We start from the raw sequence: 23,320 nt of genomic DNA on the forward strand, positions 1-23,320 counted from the left end.
AGCAGTTGTGAGTCTTTTTTTGATAAATATACATAACTAGCGCAAATTCGTAAACCATAGTAACTGTGAGCATCTGCTCTAAAAAATCGTGGGAGGTTTTATGATGGCAAATCAAAATCAAAACCAGAATCAACAGCAAAATCAACAGCAGGCGCAGCAAGCACTGCAACAGGCTCAACAAGCGCAACAAGCAGTGCAGCAGGCACAATCTAGTGCAAATCCGCAGCAAGTGCAACAAGCACAACAACAGTTGCAGCAAGCCCAGCAACAACTACAAAATGCACAAGCTAATGCCGGTGCCCAGCAAAACACACAATTGCAGCAGGCACAACAGCAAGTGCAACAAGCATTGCAACAAGTACAACAGTCACAGCAGCCGCAATCGCAGGCTACTCAGCAACAAAATAACAATAATAGTTTCCAATAAGCTTGGGGAACTATCGAAAAGCGTAGTTGCTTGTTACGAATCAGCAAAAAAAGGGAATCGCACTGATTCCCTTTTTTTGCTGTCTATTTGTAGATTCAACCATGATCAAAAATAATTTGTACCAACTTATCCTCTATCTCCGGCCCTTCTTCCTCATCCAGCAAATTATTCAACATAATGGAAAAGATAAGTTTATCACCAGCTTTTGTTTCCATATATCCTGATAATGTGCTTACTCCATCAATCGTTCCCGTTTTAGCACGTACCTTCCCCTGTAAATCTTTCATCCGCTCACGTAATGTGCCACCCGTCATTTTTTCTTTTTCACCGGCAACTGGTAGCGCATTTAAATAGGAAGAAAACCAATCCTTATTTTGCACCTGATATAGTAATTTCGTAATTTCATGAGGCTGGATCAAATCAACGTGGGAGATTCCTGAACCATCATGGATAATCATAGAATCTTTATCTAAACCAAAATCGTCCAGCTCTTTTCCCATCACCTCCAGCCCATTCTCCCAGCTGCCTTCCCGTTTCTTTTTCTTCCCCATTTCCTTTACAAGTACCTCTGCATGCGTATTATTGCTCAATTTCATAAACGGAACAAGCAAATCCGACAGTGGCATGGATTGGCGGGAAAAAAGCTTCTTCGTCTTGGCAGGCGTTTTACCGCTCTTTACCTCTCCTGTCCAGGAAATATCATTCTTTTCCAATGCCTGCTGAAACAAATTCAATGCATAGTCCGTTGGCTCCCAAACTGCCATCCATTCACGGACATCAGCGGATCCAACAGGAATGGTTCCGTTGATGATAATCGTATTCGATCCATGTTCCCGTTCAACGGTAATATCCGCTTCCTCCCCGGCAGCAACCGTTTCTGCCTTATTGACAATTTGTACGTAATCGGTCGCGGGTTTGATTGAAAATGTCGGCTTCACACCAACAGCACTGCCCGGACGAACATTAACAATCACAGTTCCGGCATCATAATCCTTGTCCGGCGAAACAGTTAACGCTGATATTTGGGCACCGTAGTAATACTGTTCATCATTCCAAATTAAATCCGGAGAGAGACGGTCATCATCATACCATGAATCATCACCAATAATATCGCCTTCAATGGTTTCGATCCCCCTATTCTTTATTTTTTTGGCAAACGTCCCGAAGTCGTCAGGAAGTAGGGTTGGATCCCCTTTTCCCTTTAAATAAAGATTGCCTTGAAGTTTGTTTCCTTTCTCCGTACCATCTGTTCGCAACTCAGTGGGAAAAGTATAATCATCGCCTAGTGTAGAAAGAGCGGATGCGGCTGTTAAGAGTTTCAGATTGGATGCCGGTCGTAATCTTGTATCTCCCAAATGCTCGTACAAAATGTTGCCCGTGTCAGCGGAACGAATGCTTATGCCAACGAGCGCGCCGTCCAGGAGGGGTTCCTGTTGAATCAATTTGTCTAACGGCTTTTTCAAGGAACTTGTTTCGTCCGATCGGGTTTGTTGTTTCATTACACGCATCTCCTTTGCCTTCGATACAAATTCTTCATCATAGTTTGAAGATATCGGTGATGCAAGCATGACTAAAGCCAGAAGCACAAGCCCACAAACACCAAATTTCATATATCGCACGTTTTCACCTCATCATATTTACCTGCTATGAAGTATTTCCACATTCGTTGGTCAAATTCCTCTTTTATATACTGGGATCCGTATTTTTAAAATGGATGAAACGAATTGTGGTCAAACGACTACCTGAAACAATCGTGATCAGGCAATGAAAATAATTAATGTAGCAAAGGAGGTTAGTGAAATGACTTCGGGATTTGAACGACATTTGGATTTGATTGAAAAAAGAGATGAGGAAACTGGAGAAAAAATAGGAGAGAAGAAAAAACAATTGAAGTAACCAAAAACCTGATAAAGGACGGGATAAGTATCGAATTAATTGCTAAACACACCGGACTGAATGAAAGTGAAATCAAAGAAATTGGAAGGTAAATATTTACTTCCGCCTTCTATTTTGAAGGCGGAAGTTACCACAAACCAAAGATAATCATAAATGTGCTCTGCTCTATAAAATTACTGAGGTGTAGTCTAAATTAAAACCCAATCGGTACCCCTGTCAGGTTTAAACAAGCATACCACCATTCTTATTATACTTCAGGATACCTTCTGAAGCCCGGTAAGCCATTGCACCAACCGTCCCTGTCGGATTGTAGCCACTGTTATGGGCAAATGCCGATGCGCCAACCACAAACACGTTATCCATGTCCCACATTTGTGAGTAATTGTTCACTGCAGATGAGTCAGGGTCAGCACCCATGATGACACCGCCTGTATTGTGAGTGGATTGATACGTTGTGATATCATATGGTCCCAATTCATCCATGGAATCAATCTGATCGGCACCCATTTCTTTTAAAATCTCGCTAGCCTTACTAGCAGTAAACTTGGCCAATTCGCTGTCTTGATCCTCAAAATCAAAAGTCATACGGATGAGCGGATCACCAAACGTGTCTTTGTACGTTGGATCGAGATCAAGATAGTGATGTTTGTAAGGCATACTCGCACCCATTGCCCCGACTGATAACGTCTTGTTCACATACTCAAGCGAATTTTTCTTAAAATCTGCCCCCCAGGTCGGAGAGCCCTTTGGAATTGGATTGTTCTCGATTGGTCTCGCCCCGGGTTGGGTTAGTGCAAGGTAGCCGCCATGAATAAAATTCAAATCGGAATGATCAAAATTATCCCCATTAAAATCATCAATAGCCATACCCAGAGCACCAGCACCAGCAAAGTTATTAAATTCCTGATCTTTAAAAAAACCGGTAGCTGCACCCTTAATAACTTGATAGGCGTAGTTTTTTCCAATTACACCGTTTCCTGTCGCGGGATCATAGGGACGACCTACTTTTGAGTTAAGCAACAATTTTACATTATTAAACACATAGGAGGTTACCACAACAATATCTGCCGGCTGTTCAATCTCTTCACCTGTTGTCGTATCGGTATAAAGCACTCCTGTTGCTTTCCCGCCCTTATGTACAATCCGTCGTACCCAGGAATGTGTCCGTAAGTCAAATTTTCCTGTTTTATTGGCAACTGGAATAACCGTTACAACCGGATCAGCCTTTGCCCCATATTCACAGCCGAACCGCTCACAAAAAGAACAGTATTGACATGCAGACCGGGCAATGCCATCCGGGTTCGTATAGTTTTCCGACAAATTCGCCGATGGGATCGTATACGGATGGTATTTTAAATTTTCGGTAGCCTTTTTAAATAAGTCCATTTGCTTGGAATGCTTCATAGGTCCGGTTGGATATTTATCCGAACGTTTTCCTCCTAATGGATTTTCTTCACCGGAAATACCAGCCATCTTCTCGAATTGATCAAAATAGGGCTCGAGTTCATCATAGGTAATCCCCCAATCTTGAATCGTCATATCGGCCGGAATTTTGTCCTTTCCATAGCGATCAATTGTTTTACTGCGGATTTCGAAATCATACGGCAGAAAACGAAAAGCTTGTCCATTCCAATGCACGCCTGCCCCGCCAAGTCCTTCCCCTAATAGAAACGAGCCATATTGTCGCATCGGCAAGGCACGCATTTTTTCATTACTTCTGAATGTTAAGGTTTCCTTGGATAAATCCTGCATTAATTCTTTGCGAACGGCATAACGTAATTCATCATGCACCATATAATAATCTTCTGTATGTCGCTCTTCACCCTTTTCAAGGCCAACAACCTGAAGACCTTTTTTAGTTAACTCAGAGGCAATAATCCCGCCGCCCCAGCCAACTCCAACAATAACAACATCTGTTTTTGGCATCTTTTTCGCCATATTTAGCCACCTCTTCTCTTCTATTACATATGATCGCGGAGACTGCTTGGCTCGATTTTCTGAAAATCTTTTTCAATGACATCCATGTAACCCATTTGATCCCCTGGGTAGTTTCGCATTCGCCACGCATCCATATTAATATTTCCACCATAAAGGGGATCACTGTATAATCCCTCTAATGTCATACTCCTTAATAATTCAAAAAATCCACTTGGTGAAACCGTGCTTAATTTTATCTTGTCTCCTTCAAAGCCCTGTAACATTTTATCCATTTGTTCATCGGTCAGGTCTTTAAACTTTTTTTTGTGTTTTTGTTGGCTTTGGTTGTCCAGTTCACGCAAACCAATCCGGAATATTTCCCGGCGTTTCAGTCGGCCTTGATACCCTTGAACCTTCTCACCATGATAAAACGGTGGCTCCATATAATCCCTGGCATTAAAACCATATGAACCAGCCAATTGATGATCAATATAGTACGGCACGCCAAGATCTTTTGCACCCGGCCCGCGATCATCCTTTGGAAAGATCCGTTCGGTTGCAGCTTCAACTGTTTGAAACTCGGCTTTCGTTAAATACATTAAGGCGTGATTATAATTTTTTCCTTTTTGGTTTGCCGTTTGGTTTTTCACTTGGTTTCTATCATTATCAGTTGTACCCCATGGGATCAGACTGCCGACGACGCCGCCAACGGCCAGTCCACCAACAGCTATCCCGGAATTGCGTAAAAACTTTCTCCTTGATACATCTTTTTCCTGTTGGTCCTGATTATTGTCATCTGCCAATTAAAAAACCTCCTTCCCGTTTATTCGTGCTTATTATGTCACCATAATTAACCACTCATGCATGAAAAAAAACGGGGCATGATAAGTGAAACTATAAACATGGAGGTGTAGTGGATGAAAACAGTTTGGAAAGGACCCATACTGATGCTTTTTCTTGGTATGATCCTTATTGTTTCTGCGTGTCAGAACGATCAGGGAGCTGCCGATGCCAATGAGTTGCAAGATGGAAAAACCATGGACGTTGCCGATCATCATCAAGGAGATGTAAATAACCCAGATATTATCCCCAGTGAGATTAGTGATAAGACAAGTACAACCAATCGGGATGGCACGACTTACTCGGGAATGGGAAACAGCATTTATGGTTCAATCGGAAGTTCCGGAATTCATGAAGGTGGTGTGTCATCGTATTTTGAATCCATTTTAAAAGGACAAGGTATTACCGGTGTGAAAGTATTCGTAATTGATGATTCCGTCGTCTTGGCAAGAAATACGAAAGAAACAACGAGCCATGAGTACGACCACACGCAAAACGACGTGTTAAGCGGCACCAGGGGGATGTCTGGTCATGGAGAGCCACCAGCAGGAGTAAACAAAGATCGGGATAAAAGCTACGATAATCTTGATCAAGCCAAGGAAGAGATCAACGACATGTTTAATGGAGATGTGAAGATCCTGACAGTGACCAACCCAAAAGCAGTTGATCTGATTAATCGCATCAAAGATGATATTCAGTCATCATCTTTTTCGACCGCTTCCAAAGATGTACTAACCTTATTGGAAATGGCGAAATAATGGAAATAACGGGGTCAGTCCTACACCGCATTAGTGGAGAACTGGCCCTAAAATATTTCAAACCTTATTACAACTGCCCTTACCATTTTCATCCATGATTCATTTACTATTATATAGGATGTTCAAAAAGTCCGGTAAAAATGACACTTCGAATTTCGTCGTTGGCTTGCTTTTCCGCTCCTCATGTACCTTTTTTGTACACTCCGGTGCTCAAAGCTACGCCGCCTAGAACTTCTCGGTCCTTTTTATCCTCCTTTTTGAACACGCACATATATATATCTAATCATGGAGATGAATCGTATGGACCTTGAGAAATTCGTTGATTCCCTCCCAATTATGAAAAAAATAAAACCCGACAAGAAATACAAAAATGGGGATTATTATGAAGTACGAATGGAGGAATTCACGCAAAAACTGCATCGGGACTTAGCGCCGACACGCCTCTGGGGCTATAACAGCCAGTTTCCGGGCCCTTTGTTTGATGTGAATCAAGGAGAACCAATTCATGTCAAATGGATGAATAATCTGCCGAGTAAACATATTCTACCTATCGATAAGTCAATTCATGAAGTGGCACACGAACCTGAAGTGCGCACCGTTGTCCATCTACATGGTAGTGAAACTGAATCAGACAGTGACGGCTATCCGGAAGCATGGTTTACCAGAGGATACAGGGAAGTAGGATCTTTTTTTGAACGCAGGGTTTACTTTTACCCAAATCAACAGCGTAGTTCAACATTATGGTATCATGATCATGCCATAGGAATTACCAGATTGAATGTGTATGCCGGACTTGCTGGTATGTACATCATTCGTGATAAAAAAGAAAAATCACTAAATCTGCCAAAAGGAGAATTTGAAATTCCACTCATCGTTCAAGATCGATCATTCAATGATGATGGCTCCCTATTTTATCCAAGCCAACCTGCCGATCCTGCAGAAAACTTACCCAATCCATCAGTTACTCCTTTCTTTTTGGGCGATACCATCCTAGTGAATGGAAAGATCTGGCCATATTTGGAAGTGGAACCGCGCAAATACCGTTTTCGCCTTTTAAATGCATCAAACACACGGGCATATCAATTCTATCTTGATTCTGGTCATCCTTTTTATCAAATTGGCTCGGATGGGGGATTGATGCAAAAAACAGTTAAACTGAACAAAATCGTGTTGGAACCGGCAGAACGGGTAGATTTTATTATTGATTTTTCCAAACTCAAAGGAGAAACTGTTACGTTAAAGAATGATCTTGGACCAAATGCAAATCCGGATGACCAAACGGATGATATCATGCAATTTAAAGTAACGAAAAAACTTTCCCAAAAAGACACAAGCAGACTTCCACGTTATCTAACCACCATTCCTTCGTTAAAACAGAATAAAATCGCGACCATCCGCAATTTAAAACTTGTTGGCGCAACGGATGAATATGGTCGCCCACTACTTTTACTTGATCATAAAAAATGGATGGATCCGACGACGGAAAAACCACAATTAGGAACCACCGAAATTTGGTCACTGATAAATATTACCGGTTTTACCCATCCGATTCACATTCACCTGGTTTCCTTTCAAATACTGGATCGTCAGCCGTTTGATCTGGATCTTTATAATGAAAATGGGCAAATTCGCTACACTGGACCAGCTACAGCACCAGCGCCAAACGAACGTGGATGGAAAGACACTGTAGCAGCACCTTCCGCCCAAATAACAAGAGTCATTGCCCGTTTTGCCCCCTATACCGGAAATTATGTCTGGCACTGTCACATACTCGAGCATGAGGATTATGATATGATGCGGCCATTTACGGTGATCGAACCGGATGATAAGCAGGAATAGCGTCTGAATACTGCATGGTAGATGCGGATTCAGACGCTTTTTTTTATCAAAAACCGTATGCAAAGATTGCGCTTCAATATAACTTAATATTAAGCAACTGTGTCCTCTTGGGTCAGTCGGATAGTCTTCAATTATTTCTCCTTCAATTCATAATCATTTTTTCAACATCAATATCTCGTTCATCACATTTCTCTAAAGCATGGCCGCTAAACCACCACTTACCTGTTATTATATTCGAACCATTTTAAAACGATAGTTATTTCTAGCTAGATGGAAACCAAAGATTTTATATAACAGAATGCACAAGGACTGAACCTTTTTAGAGAATAAACTGCAAACATTAACAAATGATAAAATCGTTATCATAAAATAAACGGAGCTGATTTTATGTCAAATATGCCAAACCCTAATCAAATACCGCGAGAAGAAGGAATTGACCATACCGTAACGCTCATGCGTGAAGGATATATGTACATTTCAAATCGATGTCACAGTTTCCATTCCAATATTTTTGCAACCCGATTGTTTGGAAAAGAAGCCATCTGTATGCGTGGAAAAGCGGCTGCTACACTGTTTTATGACACCAGCAAATTTAAAAGGCAAGGTGCAGTCCCAAAACGGGTAATAAAATCATTTTTTGGTCAAAAGGGGGTTCAGACATTGGATGGACCGACCCATAAACATCGTAAAGAAATGTTTATGTCGATGATGTCCAAAGAGAACCTGAAAAAGCTTTATGATATCACACAACAACAATGGGATGCAGCTGTCAACAAATGGGAACATATGGATGAGGTTAAACTTTATGAGGAAGTTCAGGAAATAATGTGCCGGATCGCCTGCGAATGGGCGGGTGTACCAATACAAGAAGATGAAGTGAAGAATCGGGCAAAAGAACTTGGAGCATTATTCGAGTCAGCAACTGCAGTGGGCCCGGCATATTGGCTGGCGAGAAATGCAAGGAATAATTTGGATACGTGGATAGGAGAAATCATTGAACAAGTTCGTGATGGACAAATAAAAGTTCCTGAAAATACTGTACTGCACACATTTGCCTGGCATCGCGATTTACAAGGAAATCTTTTGAATACACAGACTGCTGCGGTGGAAGTGCTTAATATTTTAAGACCGATTGTGGCGATTTCCATATTCATCAATTTCCTTGCACTGGCGGTCTACCATTATCCGGAGAAAAGAGCGAAACTTGAATCCGGTGATGACAAATACTTTGAGATGTTTGTTCAGGAAGTTCGACGCTATTATCCGTTTTTTCCATTTATTGCTGCGCTTGTAAAAGAGGATTTCACATGGAATGGGTATGATTTTAAAGCGGGAACACTTACTGTACTAGACCTTTATGGAACCAATCATGATCCTGACATTTGGGAAAACCCCGATACTTTTTCTCCAGATCGATTTGCCAATTGGGAAGGAAGCCCGTTTGGATTCATTCCACAAGGGGGCGGAGACTATTGGATGGGACATCGCTGTGCTGGTGAATGGGTTACCATTGAAGTCATGAAAGCGATCCTTGATTGTCTGGTGAATCGCATGGATTATGAGATTCCCGAACAGGATTTAAGTTACAGCATGGTTAGTATGCCAAGCATTCCCCATAGTAAGGTAGTGATTAAAAACGTTAAGCGAACAATGTAAATTTGCTAAAGATATAGTTGAACTGTCCCTTTGAAAGTCAGCAATGAATCAGCCGAGACTGTACTTCTCTCGGTTGATTCCTCTCAATTTTTTCCTATTTTTAACTCTACCTCTTGAAACATGTCCATGTTCAGAAATTAGAATAAAGGCTGTTTTGTTAATGTTGATTTTTTATGCGCGATTGATTGATTTTCACGCACTCTCGTCCATTTTCCTGCATTCCCGATCAACTTCTGCGCACTCTCGATCGACTTTCACGCATTCTCGATCAACTTCCGCATGCACTCGATTGATTTCACCCATTATGATAACAAAACCTGACTCAACTTGGCCAGGTTTTGCTTGGATGTTATTGGTAATTAATTATCGATCTAAACGTATCTGTATCAAGCCGTTTGATAACTTCCACAAGCAGCTTGACGCCATTTTCAATATCTTGTTTGCTTGCCAGAGAAACATGGCTGTGCATATAGCGGATCGGCGCACCAATGACGATGGTAGGGACTCCTTCTTTATACATGTGAACTTTCCCGGCATCGGTTCCACCACCGGTTATGACTTCAATTTGATATGGGATATGATGTGTTTTTGCTGTGTCGATGACCAAATCACGAAAACGCGTATTTGGAATCATAGAGGCATCAAGAAATGTAACAAGCGGCCCTTTTTGTAATGCCGGATGTTCGACATCGCCACTGGCTGTTCCAGGGGTATCCTGGGAGACACCGACATCAAGTACAATTGCAATGTCAGGATCAACTGCATATGGCGATGTTTCCGCTCCTCTTAATCCTACTTCTTCCTGAACATTCGCACCTGCAAAAAGCGTATTCGGATGATCCGTACTATTTAATCGTTTTGCCGTCTCTACAGCCATATAACAGCCAATCCGATTATCAAGTGCCTTTGCCAGAATGGTATCATCGTCAGGCATTACTTCATAAGGGCAAATGGGAACAATCGGATCACCAACACAAATGCCCCATTTTTCAACCTCGTCTCTGCTATGTCCCCCAACATCAATATACATTTCCCGGATCGGATATACTTTTTTCCTTTCTTCCGGTTGCAGTAAATGCGGTGGCTTGGAACCAATGACACCAGTAAATTTTTTCTTTTCGGTTATGACAGTGACCCGTTGTGCGAGCAATACTTGATCCCACCAGCCGCCTAGTGGTGTAAAGCGAAGAAAACCATCCTTGGTAATACCTGTGACCATGAAACCAACCTCGTCCATATGACCTGCAAGCATGACACGCGGTCCCTTAGTGCTTCCCGGTTTTTCCCCAAAAATACTTCCCGTATGATCGTACAGCACCTTATCACATGTTTGAGCAAGTTCCTCTTTCATAATCTGCCTTACCTCATTTTCATAGCCAGATGTACTTTGTGCTTGTGTTAGTGCCTTTAATAATTCCATGTCTTCACCTTTTCATTTTTATTTTAAGTTCTAGTATGGAGGAAGAGACGTGAATTATGCGTTTATAAAGTATTTTGGACAATCATAGGATTCGTTAATATTAATTACTAATTCCTTCAGCTAGTTTACCTGTAATAAGTTAGATCTACCCACCAAATCAAATAATTAGATGTTTTCAAATTCATTTTTTGTGGTATAATTAACATAGGAACAGAAATTGATCATAAAATAGTAAAAACCGAAGATATGTCAGTATCTTCGGCAGCAATGTCGCTCCCCTTCAAGAGGGGTCGGCGCTGGTAAAGGAAAATAGACCTCACCGTTGTCCGATAAACTCAGTAGAGGTCTATTTTTTGCGGTCAATGATATTCACAACAAGTGTTGCAAATGCAATCATTAAAACCATAGCCTCGAATGGAGACATAGGCATCACCTCCAATCGCTATAGCTTATCGTACGACACTATAAACGACGAAAGTGCGCCGACCCCCATGAGAAAAAACGACTATTACATGTATTTATTACAAGCTATCAATCTATTATTTTAACGTTTAAACAAATTAATATTTTTCTACAAAAAAACGTCCAAAAACCAGACAATACGGTTTCCGGACGTTTTTCAGTTACTATCACAACTAATTTACTTTCTTTGTCCCTTTCCAATACTGATCGCGTAACCGGAATTTTTGCAGTTTTCCTGTTGCTGTTTTTGGTAATTCATCGACAAACTCAACTGACTTAGGTGCTTTAAAATGAGCCAGGCTAGATCGGCAAAAGTCAATAATTTCAGTCTCCGTAACGTTCGCCCCCGGTTGAAGAACGATGATTGCCTTTGGTACCTCACCCCATTTTTCATCCGGTATCGCGATTACTGCCGTCTCCATCACATCTGGATGTTTATATAACACGCCCTCTACCTCTGTTGAAGAAATGTTTTCACCACCAGAAATAATTAAATCTTTTGCCCGATCACGGATTTCGACATACCCGTCTGGATAAGTTACGGCCAAATCACCGGTGTGAAACCAGCCATTCTTTATTGCTGCCTCAGTCATTTCCGGATCTTTATAATATCCATCCATGACGACGTTTCCGCGGGTGATGATTTCACCAAGTTCTTCCCCATCCCAGGCAACCTCATCGCCATCTGGACGAATAACCTTGGTCTCCCCATTAAATGCCAACTCAATCCCTTGGCGTGCCTTTATGGCAGCTTGTTCATCAGCTGACTTGGTATCAAATTCTTTTCTCCACTCGCAATACAGAATAAATGGAGATGTTTCGGTCAATCCGTATACATGAATCATGTTTAAGCCTAAAATTTCCTGGGCTTTATGAATTAATGCCGCAGCGGGTGGGGCTCCAGCTGTTCCCATACGAGGATTGGTGGTGATATTTGTTTCCTTTGCGTTTGGATCATTGACCAGCATATTAATAACTGTCGGTGCACCGCACAATAAGGTAATACCCTGTTCAGCAAACAAATCAATAACTCGTGGTGGATCCACTTTTCGCAAACAAACATGGGTACCACCCGCAGCTGTAATCGCCCAGACCCCGCCCCAGCCGTTTGCATGAAACATTGGTAATGTATGAAGATAAACATCATCATTACTGACCCCAAGATGGTACATAAAATCGGCTGCATTCAGGTAGTTCGCCCGATGTGTCAACATAACTCCTTTTGGTTTGGACGTTGTTCCGCTCGTATAGTTCAACGTAAGCAGTTGATTTTCATCAATTTCCACCTCGGGAAGGGTTTTATCTGGCGCATGCTGCAGAAATCTTTCATAGTCTATGCCGGTCAAAGTTGTTTCCTGTCCATCTACTGCTACGATAATAACTTGTTCCAAGGAAAGTCTGTCAATGATTTGCTCAATCGGGCCGGTAAATTCCTCATCCACAATTAACATTTTCGCATCACTATGACCAATAATATACTCGAGATCTTCCGCATTCAGCCGATAATTAAGCGGTACCATTGCCGCGCCTAGCTGACAAATACCATAAAAACACTCCAACATGTAATGGGTATTTGGCAACATGACAGCTACATGATCCCCATTTCTTACCCCCGAGGCAAATAACGCCCTGGAGAGTTTGTCTGTCCGTTCACCAAATTCCTGATAAGTAAATTGTTTGTCCTCATCAATAACAGCGACCTTTTGCGGATAATACTTTACTGCCCTGCGTTTCCAATCTAATGGGGTTAGCGGAGAAAACATTGGAACCAGCTCCCTTTATGATAGTTATAAGACTAATACTTGTCATAATAATAGCCTATTCAGTCTTTTCTTACAAGTATGAAATTACCGGGAATCTGATTTGCGACTTGGATAAAAATACGTTCTTTCTACAAACTAAAAAAACCATGGAGATAATAAGATGCTTAGGAATCCAGAATCTCCTGAACATGCATCAAAATTGGAAGGATAGGATTAGAATGCCAGGTTGGGTTGAACTTATATTAAGAATGTTTACTTCTCTTATTGTGCTCTTTTTTATGGTGAAATGGCTTGCCAAGAAACAGATTTCGCAAATGAACGTATTTGAATATATTTTCGGAATCGTAATGGGAGGAGTTGTTGCCATTCATGGAAGTATGTTAAAAAGCCCGCTTATTTATGGGATTATCGCTATGACAATGTTGTTTTTGTTTGCTTTAGCAATTGAATTCCTTTCCCTGAAAAGTAAAACCTTTCGCGATTTTGTTCAGGGAAAGAGTTCGGTTCTTATAAAGGATGGAAAAGTTATGGAAGATAGCCTCAAAAAATCAGGTTACTCCACAGATGACTTACTGGCTGATTTACGTGGGAAAAATATTTTTCAAGTATCGGATGTTGAATTTGCAGTATTAGAACCCAATGGGCTTGTTAATGTCTTACCAAAAAAGGAAAACCAGTCTTTAACGGCAAAGGATTTAGGGATCAAGCTTGCACCACAAAAAGAGCCACAAACCGTCATTATGGATGGAAACATGCTCCTTGAACCGTTGACAAATCTTTCGCTTAATCAAAATTGGTTGGAAACAGAGTTGGACAAATTGAATGTTAGTATTGAAAATGTTTTTTTGGGACAGGTAGACAGCGATGGCCAATTAACAGTTGATTTATACGATGATCGTCTAAATGTACCAAGCCCAACAGAAAAACCATTGCTCTTGGCCAACATGAAAAAATGCCAGGCTGATTTGGAATTGTTTGCATCGCTTACCGAAAATACAGAGGCCAAACAAATGTATCGGGATAACAGTATAAAATTACAGCATGCAGTTGAAATCGTGACGCCATATCTCAAGTAACGTCAAACATCGTGAAACGGAAAGGACGGATAAGCATGATTAAAAATTCCATACGAATCTTTATTGTTATAAGTGCCATTGGGTCGATCATTTTTCTTCCCAAAAAATCGTTCCTGAAGTATTTGCCTGTATCCCTATTTTCTTCAGTCATTACACTTAGTGAAATATTGTACTTCACGATTCATAAACTATGGAAAGTAAAAGGAAGCCCAAGTGTTATGATGTGTAATGCTGCCGTTTTGGTTGTGGGACCATATTTTTTAGCAAGTTTATGGGTATTTCATTTATCAAAGGGTAAATTCCTTAAATATTTTCTGATCAATGGCATTGCAGATTTCATTTTTGCGTTCCCTTTAGTGGTCCTATTCAGGAAATTGAATTTCTTTAAATTAAAAGTTAGTTCGTTTCAATTTTTTAAAATGATCTTTATGGATGCGATTGTAATTTATACATTTCAAAAGTTTTATGAAATGGTCAAGACCCATCAGAAAACGGGCAACCAACAAGGATAAACGTATTCATATTTGATGATCGTATTTCTTGACTTTCTGGGTTTAAGCTTAAAATATTAGATCAAAAACAGTAAATCAACCCCTTTGGAAAAAACTTTTCCAAAGGGGTGAAACCTCCATCTTTTTTTGTTTTTAAACCCTTAGCATTCCTAATTCTTTGAAATAGCCCGATAGTTGGAAGTCGCTGATCCTGCAAACAGCATTAGTTTGCTACATTTCCTTAAGTGATACGTCCTCTATGTGAGTCGCCACCCACCAAATATGCCCAAAAGGATCTATCAGTCCTCCTCTTCGATCACCTTCAGGTTGGTTGTCTACGGGCACCAATTCCTTTGCACCTGCATCAATAGCTTGTGCAAAAAGTGCATCCGCGTCCTCAACATAAAGAAAAATATGCATCGTGGCTCCTCCAAGAGACTGTGGGCTGCGCATAATCGAATACTCTGGAAACTCATCTACAATCATGATCTGCGAATCCCTGATCTTTATCTCCGCATGCTGAATCCTTCCACTGTTGTCAGCTAGGCGCACCAATTCAGTGGCTCCAAATGCCTTTTTATAAAACGCTATTGCCTCTGTTGCATCCTTAATAATTACATAAGGTGTTACAGTGTGATGACCTCTTGGGATTGGGTTTGTTTCAGGTGTCATCCTGTCTCGCCTCCATAGCTTCAAATTTTTGATGCATTAGTGCCAAAGTGCCTCAGACTGAAAACTTGGTAACTATGCATCAACTTTATTTTAGTGATATCCGAATTCGTTGTATTGTAAAAAAATGAACCTATTAACCAAGCGGTACGTGATTTTGTTGTTTACCTTGACGAGAGTGGTAGGTTGTTGGACTAAGGCCAGAAAAAGATCGAAAATCATGGATAAAATGTGCCTGATCGTAATAACCACATGATAAAGCAATATCTGTCCAATCGACCTGCTCCCCACCTTTAATGGACCGAAGCACATTCTGAAAGCGCTGGACACGGCAAAATTGTTTGGGGGTCAATCCGACTTCTTCCTTAAATACTTGAATAAACCGCCGTGAGCTCAAGCTGATTTGTTCAGTCACATCAGCAATTTTTACTGATGAGGGGGAAAGCTGAAATTTCTTTAGCGCGAAAACAACTGCTGGATGAGGTGCTGAAGCTTTTGTAATCATTTCCATTAAGTATTGTTGTAGTATTTGGAATTTGATGGTGGGGGTTTCAGCTTCAATGAGCTGTTCTCGTATTTCGGCCGCTTTTGACCCCAAAATTGCGTCCAACGATACGTGGTCATTACGCAATTCATCAGCCGGTAACCTAACAAATGGGAATGTACCACCAGGCTTAAAATGTACCCCCATTGTTGACGCTTGACATGCTGTGTCGATAACTGCAACACTTGAATGCGGGCCGGAGATTAAGCTTCCACGAAAACTTTTGAATCTCACATGATTTTTTTGGTCGTATACCTTAATCGAGTCTTCCTTAAGATTGATAACCAATCCCATCGAGCCATCCGGAAGGACACGCTCCATTTCATGAGGCGGGTGGTAACCTTGATATAACCAAAAAATATTTATAAAGGTCGACAATGGTGGCTGAGGCTGGCATGTACGAAAAAGAGATATGACGATCACCGCCTTTTAATTTTAATATACCGTATTCTTTAGTTTACGCCAATAAACAAAACTTTTAAATCTTTTTTGTGTTCAATTGTGGTATTAGTGCATTTTACAATGTAGTAATAACCTTGCCCACTTTGGGATTCGGGAGACCTTATTCCACAAAATGCCAATGGGATAACCTTATACCAATATCCTTTTCTGGTACAATCTTTTATCATTTTACACTTGACTTATTACCACAAGTCTTTACAATAGCGATATTGTCTTTCGTTCATATGGAAAGACCTCCCTATACGTAATAGCATTATTCATTGCTACATTTTATTTAAAATTCAAATGATTCCCCTGTGCCAGTGACAGGGATATAGTTTAAAAGACATTAGAACATTTTTTATACTTCTCCCTCTATATATGCGGCTTTCTTCTTTTAGCTTTACTTGGATAATTCCTTGGCACAAAATATAATTTTCAAGGTATTTTATTAATTTATCCCCTCATTCTCAAGAATCTCTGATATCTTTTTTACATCAACCACAAGGTTTTGGATAACTTCGTGCGCTTTGGAACCGGGGTTTGCGGTCCTGCACTTCACAAAATGGTAGTCCAAACCTACATACTGTCCAATTTTCATGAATTCGTCCGACGTTGATGTAAATAACTGAATGATTTTCGTTCCCGGCTGACAGAACATAATATTTGCAAGCCCTGCACCATTCGGACTTAAGATCACTTTGGCTGAAGAAAAAATATCAATTTGTTCCTGTACGGTTAGTGCACTTAAAGTCACTTTTTTGAATCCTTTTTTGGTCAAAAGTTCCATGAGTGTATTTTCATTGGCAACCTTTCTCCACGAGGCATCGTCCCGACCAATATAGATACGTTCAGAGTCACTTGAATCCAAATGAGATTTGGATTTTAATTTAAGTAATGAGTCTCGTAGAAATTCAACTGTCCATTTCACACATGTTCCCGCGTTAAAAGGAACGGATGGTAATATCAAATTTTCGGCTTTCAGGTGCTTTCCAGGAGTAAGCTGCAAGATTTTATTCCAAGGGATGTCAAGCATTTTAACCGTTTCCCGCTGAAATGGTAATGTCAGAGGAGGAAGGACATATTTATCAATCTTAAAGCCACTAAGCTGCAACAAATGGTACCGCCCTAACACATCGTGTAACCAATGCCAATAATTAGAGTGACCAGCCCAGGCTAAAACACCCAAATTTCCATGGTAAGCGGTGGCGGAAGGGATTTTATCAAATGCAGCCTTTTCAAAATATCTCCAATATAAATGAAAGACCATATCCTGCAAACACTTGTGATCAGGTGTCAAAGCATAAACTATGCCCTCTCCTTTATCACACATCCATATACTTCCGTTTTTTATCATCGAAACATACGATTTACCAAACTTATCATTCTCCCCAAACCTTGGTGGTTGTACCCAATCAACCCATTGCGGCGGATCTCCTTTTGGTAGCCTGTATTTCACAGTTTCATTTGTATAAAATTCCTTATATACATCGTGTATATCCGATTTTGGAGTAGTATTTTCAATCCAATCTTTCGTATGAATATATATATCTGTCATAGATATGCATCCCCTTTTCAATAAACAACATTGGCCTATGCCCTATTCTTGCACATATCTTTGAGTACTCCATAATATGTAGAAAAGTCATCAACAGTGTTAAACTATTGTCTTAATACACCAACCGATAAACGCATGACGAATAAGAACGGGGGAATCATTAAGTGACAAACGTACTAGTAACCGGTGCAGGTGGATTTATTGGTAAAAATCTTATTGATAGACTGCACAGGAAAAAAGGGGTCTTTGTCAAACAATACCACCGTGAAGATGACCCATCACTACTGTATAGGTATTTAAACGATTCAGATATTATCTATCATCTGGCGGGGGTGAACAGACCACAATACAATGCGGAATTTGCGAGGGTTAATAGAGGGCTTACTGAACGAATCGTCAACTATTTAAAAAAGAATCAAAAGACGCCGAAAATCGTTTTTTCTTCCTCCACACAAGCAGCATTTGATACACCCTATGGTTTAAGTAAAAAAGCTGCTGAAGAAGTGCTTAAAAATTATAGTAATGAGACCGGTGCAGAAATACACATTTACCGTTTGCCAGGTGTCTTTGGCAAGTGGTGTAAACCGCATTATAACTCCGTTGTTGCTACTTTTTGCAAAGAAATTTCTAACGATAAAGCAATCGAGATCCATGATGCGGACAAAATGCTTGAACTTGTATATATTGACGATGTAGTAAACCATTTTATGGATTGTCTTGACCGGAAAGAGACGGAAGGGAAATTCTATTATCCTATCAATCAAATTTTCCAAACAACTGTAGGAGAACTGGCTCGTAAGATCTACGAAATAAAGGAAATAAGAAAATCACTAATCATACCTGACCTGTCCGACAGATTTACGAAATACTTATATACGACCTATCTATCTTATTTAGATGAGAATAATTTTTCATATAATTTGCCGACACACCAAGATGAAAGAGGAAGCCTAGTTGAGTTAATCAAATCTCACCAGGTAGGGCAAGTCTTTATGTCAACATCACGAAAAGGTGTCACAAGAGGGAATCATTATCATCATACAAAAGTAGAGAAATTTTGTGTCATTAAAGGTGCAGCAAACATTAAATTAAGAAAGATCGATTCCGAAGAACTGATTACCTATAGAGTAACAGACCAAAATATTGAAATAGTAGATATCCCTCCAGGTTATACCCATTCGATTGAAAACGTAACAGATGATGAAATGATTGTTTTATTTTGGGCCAATGAACTTTTTGATCCGGATAATCCGGATACCATTCCGTTGAAAGTCCAGCCGGACGAAGCTAATAATAGAAAGGATGAAAATTGTGTCAACAGACAAGACATATAAATTTAAAGAAGACGATATTTGCCTTGTAGCCTACCCTAAATCCGGGAACAATTTCTTACTATTTCTTGTTGCCATGTTATTATATCGAAAAAAAATAGATTGGGCCACAAAAGGAGCAATGATTCAAAACGTTTCAAAGGAACCAATCGAAAACTTGCCATCCCCGCATCTTGTATGGAGTCATAATCGTTACGACCCGTCCTATCCCAAAGTTATTTACCTGGTAAGGGATCCAAGAGATATTGTTATATCCTATTATCATCATTTTCAGAAGTATTATCGTGAAAGTCGTGATTTTGATGAATTTTTCCAAGCGTTTATGGAAGGAAAAATTTGGCCTGGAATGTGGGATACGAATATAGAAAGCTGGCTTGACAATCAGGAAAAGGTTAAAAACGGTTTTCTGCTCGTCAAATATGAGGATCTTCTTCAAAACACCTCTAAAGAAGCAAAAAGAATTATAAATTTCTTAAACTTAGACCGGTCAGAACAAGAAATCAATGAAGCAGTCAATTGGGCCTCTTTCGATAATATGAAAGCATTGGAGCAGAAACAACATACCCATTTAAACGGCTATTCACCGTTAGTAAATCAAACTATGCCTTTTGTAAGAGAAGGCAAGGCGAATAAATGGAAATCTGTATTGAGCCAAGCGCAGCAGCAACAAATGAATCAAGCATTTCATAAGACCTTAACAAGGTTAGGCTATAAATAAAGCACTCACTTTAAAAGCCCTCTGTCATGGAGGGCGTTTTTTCTTTCGGGAAGGTGTGAAAAACGATGTTAAAATTATTACTAATTGCGGCCGATACTTCTCATTTTACCAATAATAATTATTACTATTTAGAGAAAGAATTAGCAGAAATAACGATGCTAATGATTTATCGAAAATCCGGTCCTATAAAGAAAATATTACGAAGGATTACTGAAGAACCGGATTACATTTTAATAGTGAATGATGTTGGTAAAACTTTTGACCCTGTCGTCACCGGTTTATCCAATATCAGCATACCTGTAGGGCTGATGGTAAACGACGCACACCGGTTTGTGGAACAGCGAAAGAGGTATATAACGCATAATCATATCCGGACATTTTTTGTCATATGCCGGCATAATTTTTACAACTATTATCCCCTTCAAAGGCATGATCAGGTATTCTTTCTCCCGCAATTCGCGAATACCTCAATCTTTAAAGATTACGATGGAGAAAAAACGATCGATTTAATGATGCTAGGAGAGGTTTCTTTGCCGCATATATATCCATTAAGAGAAAAAATTCTACAGCATTATACAAATGACCCAGGATTTTTTAACCGCCCTCATCCGGGATGGAGAGATTTTACAAGGGAACAGGAAGAAAAAGCATTAATCGGTGAAAACTATGCTAGAACCATTAATCAGGCGAAACTATTTTTTGCATGCGGTTCTATTCGTCAAGTTGTAACATTTAAATATTTTGAAGTGCCAGCGTGTCACACACTATTAATGGCTCCTGATTTACCGGAGCTTGAGGAGATTGGCTTGATTGCAGGCAAGCATTTTGTAGATATAAACGAGGACAACTTTTCAGAAAAGGCAGCGTACTATCTAAAAAATGCGAAAGAGCGAGAACTGATAACCGAAGAGGGGTATCGATTCGTTCATGACCATCATTCAACTGCTCATCGGGCCAAACAATTAGTCAAGCAGATACAGCGTGTTTTAACCCACATATAACGGTCAGTAACCACAGCTAACTACACCTAAATATCCCTTACCACTTGTACAGTGATAAGGGATATTTTTAAGGGGCGTTTATCTTAGACCATCCTTTTGCGTTACTCCACCGAATATCAATTAAAAAGAGCTTGTGATGTGATAAAATTTGCTTTCATAAGAATTTGTTCAATTTCACTATATGTCATTAATTCATCATTGGACTGATAACGTTTGAAGATGACCTTTGGTAAATTCCCATACCTTCTCTTTACCTCTTCTGAAGCATTGTCAGGTAAAATAACATAGTAATTTTTATCAAATTTATAAGTGTTACGAGATTCGGCATTTGATACTAACATTTCATGAAGTTTCTCACCTGGACGAATCCCAATCTCATTTATAACAATGTCTTTTACTGCAAAATGCCTTTCCAGGACATAAATTAAATCGATAATCCTGCATGCTTTCATTTTCATGACAAATATTTCGCCGCCAATCGCTTGTTCAGATGCATATAACAGCAAATCAATGGCTTGAGAAACTGTCAAGAAGAATCGTGTCATTTCCCTGGATGTAAGAGGAACTGTATGATGATTTGCAATTTGTTCTTGGAAAAACGGGATGACACTGCCATTTGTTCCAATAACATTACCACCGCGGATACAGACAAAATGTGTATGACTGCTTAATTGATTCGCCTGAATGATTAATTTTTCACCAATCGCTTTCGTAAGTCCATAGAAATTGATTGGTTCGACAGCTTTATCTGTAGACACATCAATGACTTTTTTTACCTTTTGATTTAAACTTGCTTTGATTATATTCTGCGTACCATATACATTGGTCTTTAACGCTTCCGAAGGCTGGTCTTCACATATAGGAACATGTTTTAGCGCCGAAAGATGGAATATATAATCGACATTTTTTACCGCTTCGTTTACTGCTTCAAAATCTCTTACATCACCAATCACAAATTTTAAATAAGGATTATCCGAAAAAGCCCTTTTCATTTTAACCTGTGCAAATTCATTACGTGAGAAGATTCTTATTTCCTTTGGTTGCAATGGAAGCAGCTTTTTTACTAGTTCATGTCCCCAGGAACCTGTCCCCCCGGTAATCAATATAATCGTGTTTTGAAACACATGTATACACCTCCCTACAGCGATAATGCCTATTGTTTATATCATCATCAAAATAGATACAGTCGAACAGAGCTGATGGCTTGGATGGTAGGAATTCTACTGAATGGTTACACTCCAATTTATGAAAAAAATAGCAAACTGTACATGATATAGGTTTAAATAAAGGCAAAAAAGGCGGTTTGTTCGCGTCCAGATTTATTGGGGCGGTGAAGCCTGGTCACTAAGATCTGCTATAGGAGAAAATTTTGGGAAAGGACCTTGTTGAGAGACGCTAAGAATTGTGAAAAATAACTCTCACTTTGCATCTATAGCGATTCCATCTCAATCTATAGCGGAATTCCGACTATCTGCAGCGCATAACAGCTTTTGGTTGAGCGTTCTACTCATAAATGGATTTAACAGCTCCGCTTTGAACGTTACATCCAATTGCATGCATAAAGTGAAACTTCATTCAGTGGAGGTTTCCTTTCCTTACCCACTGAAACGCCCATGGCTCCGCATTCGCGTAGCCACCAACTATCATGAAAACAGTCTCTAAACACAGAAAAGTCTAAAGCCATAGAATCTTGTCTATAAAACCCATCTTATCTTAATAATCGGTGTATCTATGATGTGTTAGTTGAACAGAATCAGGAATTTACGGGCTGTTTATCCCCTACCTTCTAAGTTTTTAGTTACTCTCACTTATAGAGGTGGGGGTATTACAGCCCGTTAATGCGTGATAAAAAAGGGGACAAAGCACTTTGCCTCTTAAAAATATTCGACTTTCCTCTACCAAAAACCATTATTTCAAGTATCCCTTCGCTTTCAAATAGGACAAAATCGTCTCTACAGACTCCCCGACACACTGCACATCGGTATCCACCGTGATTTCCGGGTCCACAGGTGCCTCATACGGCGCATCAATCCCTGTAAACCCTTTAATCTCACCGGTGCGTACCTTCTTATACAGTCCCTTTGGATCACGTGATTCACATGTTTCTATACTCGCATCAACAAACACCTCGATAAATTCACCCTCGTCCAGCAATTCACGTATTTCATCACGGTCTTTTCGATATGGTGAAATGAAAGCGGACAATGTAACCAATCCAGCATCAACCATCAGCTTGGATACTTCCCCAATGCGACGGATGTTTTCTTTCCGGTCTTTAGGACTAAAACCAAGATTTTTATTCAGACCATGGCGGATATTGTCCCCATCCAGACGATACGTTCGGACACCCATGTGATGCAGTTCTTTTTCCAGCTCAACCGAAATAGTCGATTTACCTGAACCAGACAGGCCTGTAAACCACACCACGGCGCTATTATGATTATTCAATTGTCTCCGATGTTCCTTCGTTATTTTCGAATGATGCCATTTAATATTTTCTGTTTCTGCCATAG

Annotated in this window: 20 protein-coding genes and 1 pseudogene; 9 read left to right on the plus strand and 12 right to left on the minus strand. The window is 40.0% G+C overall.

The genetic code is table 11. The features are described 5' to 3' along the window. The first annotated feature begins 100 nt into the window (after positions 1 to 100). The gene (locus O2S85_RS11735) at positions 101 to 427 is read left to right on the plus strand and encodes a hypothetical protein (protein ID WP_269409520.1); all 327 of its coding nucleotides are present in this window, start codon (positions 101 to 103) and stop codon (positions 425 to 427) included. Positions 428 to 522: 95 nt separating this feature from the next. Here O2S85_RS11735 and dacB read toward each other — a convergent pair whose 3' ends face one another. From dacB to O2S85_RS11750, 3 genes are all read right to left on the minus strand, one after another. Further along, positions 523 to 2,037: a D-alanyl-D-alanine carboxypeptidase/D-alanyl-D-alanine endopeptidase gene (gene dacB / locus O2S85_RS11740; protein WP_439649459.1), complete on the minus strand. Its 1,515-nt coding sequence runs from the start codon at positions 2,035 to 2,037 to the stop codon at positions 523 to 525. Between the two features lie 508 nt (positions 2,038 to 2,545). Then, positions 2,546 to 4,261, minus strand: coding sequence for a GMC family oxidoreductase (locus O2S85_RS11745; protein WP_269409521.1), 1,716 nt, complete (start codon positions 4,259 to 4,261; stop codon positions 2,546 to 2,548). Positions 4,262 to 4,284: 23 nt separating this feature from the next. Continuing rightward, the gene (locus O2S85_RS11750; RefSeq protein ID WP_269409522.1) at positions 4,285 to 5,043 is read right to left on the minus strand and encodes a gluconate 2-dehydrogenase subunit 3 family protein; all 759 of its coding nucleotides are present in this window, start codon (positions 5,041 to 5,043) and stop codon (positions 4,285 to 4,287) included. 114 nt (positions 5,044 to 5,157) lie between these two features. Here O2S85_RS11750 and O2S85_RS11755 point away from each other — a divergent pair, with 114 nt between their 5' ends. Next, positions 5,158 to 5,838, plus strand: a complete 681-nt coding sequence (locus O2S85_RS11755; protein WP_269409523.1) for a hypothetical protein — start codon at positions 5,158 to 5,160, stop codon at positions 5,836 to 5,838. Between the two features lie 300 nt (positions 5,839 to 6,138). Continuing rightward, positions 6,139 to 7,677: a multicopper oxidase family protein gene (locus tag O2S85_RS11760; protein ID WP_269412567.1), complete on the plus strand. Its 1,539-nt coding sequence runs from the start codon at positions 6,139 to 6,141 to the stop codon at positions 7,675 to 7,677. A gap of 51 nt (positions 7,678 to 7,728) precedes the next feature. Here O2S85_RS11760 and O2S85_RS18800 read toward each other — a convergent pair. Next, a pseudogene (locus tag O2S85_RS18800) lies at positions 7,729 to 7,824 on the minus strand (DUF4258 domain-containing protein); the annotation flags it as partial. Between the two features lie 249 nt (positions 7,825 to 8,073). On the opposite strand from O2S85_RS18800, the gene cypC reads away from it, so the two are divergent. Further along, positions 8,074 to 9,333, plus strand: coding sequence for a CYP152 family fatty-acid peroxygenase CypC (cypC, locus tag O2S85_RS11765; protein ID WP_269412568.1), 1,260 nt, complete (start codon positions 8,074 to 8,076; stop codon positions 9,331 to 9,333). 349 nt (positions 9,334 to 9,682) lie between these two features. Here the strand turns inward: cypC and O2S85_RS11770 are convergent, their stop codons facing one another. The 3 genes from O2S85_RS11770 to O2S85_RS11775 all read right to left on the minus strand — a co-directional run bounded on the left by O2S85_RS11770 (position 9,683) and on the right by O2S85_RS11775 (position 12,978). Next, positions 9,683 to 10,753 (minus strand): M42 family metallopeptidase, encoded by a 1,071-nt coding sequence (locus tag O2S85_RS11770; RefSeq protein ID WP_269409524.1) that lies wholly within the window; start codon positions 10,751 to 10,753, stop codon positions 9,683 to 9,685. A gap of 346 nt (positions 10,754 to 11,099) precedes the next feature. Beyond that, a complete protein-coding gene (locus tag O2S85_RS18805; protein WP_367748107.1) occupies positions 11,100 to 11,183 on the minus strand; it encodes a putative holin-like toxin in 84 nt (27 codons plus the stop codon). 205 nt (positions 11,184 to 11,388) lie between these two features. Beyond that, complete coding sequence (locus O2S85_RS11775; protein ID WP_269409525.1) at positions 11,389 to 12,978, minus strand: long-chain-fatty-acid--CoA ligase; 1,590 nt, start codon at positions 12,976 to 12,978, stop codon at positions 11,389 to 11,391. A gap of 218 nt (positions 12,979 to 13,196) precedes the next feature. Here O2S85_RS11775 and O2S85_RS11780 point away from each other — a divergent pair, with 218 nt between their 5' ends. Then, entirely contained in the window at positions 13,197 to 14,054 is an 858-nt protein-coding gene (locus tag O2S85_RS11780; protein ID WP_269409526.1) for a DUF421 domain-containing protein, read from the plus strand. A 35-nt stretch (positions 14,055 to 14,089) separates the two neighbouring features. Next, on the plus strand, positions 14,090 to 14,566 hold the full coding sequence (locus O2S85_RS11785; RefSeq protein ID WP_269409527.1) for a hypothetical protein: 477 nt from the start codon (positions 14,090 to 14,092) through the stop codon (positions 14,564 to 14,566). 210 nt (positions 14,567 to 14,776) lie between these two features. On the opposite strand, the gene O2S85_RS11790 is transcribed toward O2S85_RS11785, so the two are convergent. From O2S85_RS11790 to O2S85_RS11800, 3 genes are all read right to left on the minus strand, one after another. Next, on the minus strand, positions 14,777 to 15,217 hold the full coding sequence (locus O2S85_RS11790; RefSeq protein WP_269409528.1) for a VOC family protein: 441 nt from the start codon (positions 15,215 to 15,217) through the stop codon (positions 14,777 to 14,779). Between the two features lie 133 nt (positions 15,218 to 15,350). Then, a complete protein-coding gene (locus O2S85_RS11795) occupies positions 15,351 to 16,181 on the minus strand; it encodes a DUF6597 domain-containing transcriptional factor (protein ID WP_367748082.1) in 831 nt (276 codons plus the stop codon). A 469-nt stretch (positions 16,182 to 16,650) separates the two neighbouring features. Then, positions 16,651 to 17,757 (minus strand): glycosyltransferase family 61 protein, encoded by a 1,107-nt coding sequence (locus O2S85_RS11800; RefSeq protein ID WP_269409530.1) that lies wholly within the window; start codon positions 17,755 to 17,757, stop codon positions 16,651 to 16,653. 164 nt (positions 17,758 to 17,921) lie between these two features. Between O2S85_RS11800 and O2S85_RS11805 the strand changes: the two genes are divergently transcribed. From O2S85_RS11805 to O2S85_RS11815, 3 genes are all read left to right on the plus strand, one after another. Next, positions 17,922 to 19,091 (plus strand): polysaccharide biosynthesis C-terminal domain-containing protein, encoded by a 1,170-nt coding sequence (locus O2S85_RS11805; protein ID WP_269409531.1) that lies wholly within the window; start codon positions 17,922 to 17,924, stop codon positions 19,089 to 19,091. After that, positions 19,069 to 19,806 carry a sulfotransferase domain-containing protein gene (locus tag O2S85_RS11810; protein WP_269409532.1) on the plus strand — a complete coding sequence of 246 codons (738 nt, stop codon included), beginning with the start codon at positions 19,069 to 19,071 and terminating at the stop codon, positions 19,804 to 19,806. The genes O2S85_RS11805 and O2S85_RS11810 overlap by 23 nt, the downstream gene beginning before the upstream one ends. A 65-nt stretch (positions 19,807 to 19,871) precedes the next feature. After that, complete coding sequence (locus O2S85_RS11815) at positions 19,872 to 20,807, plus strand: glycosyltransferase (protein ID WP_269409533.1); 936 nt, start codon at positions 19,872 to 19,874, stop codon at positions 20,805 to 20,807. A gap of 116 nt (positions 20,808 to 20,923) precedes the next feature. Here O2S85_RS11815 and O2S85_RS11820 read toward each other — a convergent pair whose 3' ends face one another. Then, the gene (locus O2S85_RS11820) at positions 20,924 to 21,931 is read right to left on the minus strand and encodes a polysaccharide biosynthesis protein (protein WP_269409534.1); all 1,008 of its coding nucleotides are present in this window, start codon (positions 21,929 to 21,931) and stop codon (positions 20,924 to 20,926) included. Positions 21,932 to 22,715: 784 nt separating this feature from the next. After that, complete coding sequence (gene cysC / locus O2S85_RS11825; RefSeq protein ID WP_269409535.1) at positions 22,716 to 23,318, minus strand: adenylyl-sulfate kinase; 603 nt, start codon at positions 23,316 to 23,318, stop codon at positions 22,716 to 22,718. Positions 23,319 to 23,320 lie beyond the last annotated feature (2 nt).

It is taken from the genome of Lentibacillus daqui, from assembly GCF_027186265.1.
Classification (GTDB): Bacteria; Bacillota; Bacilli; order Bacillales; family Amphibacillaceae; genus Lentibacillus_C; species Lentibacillus_C daqui.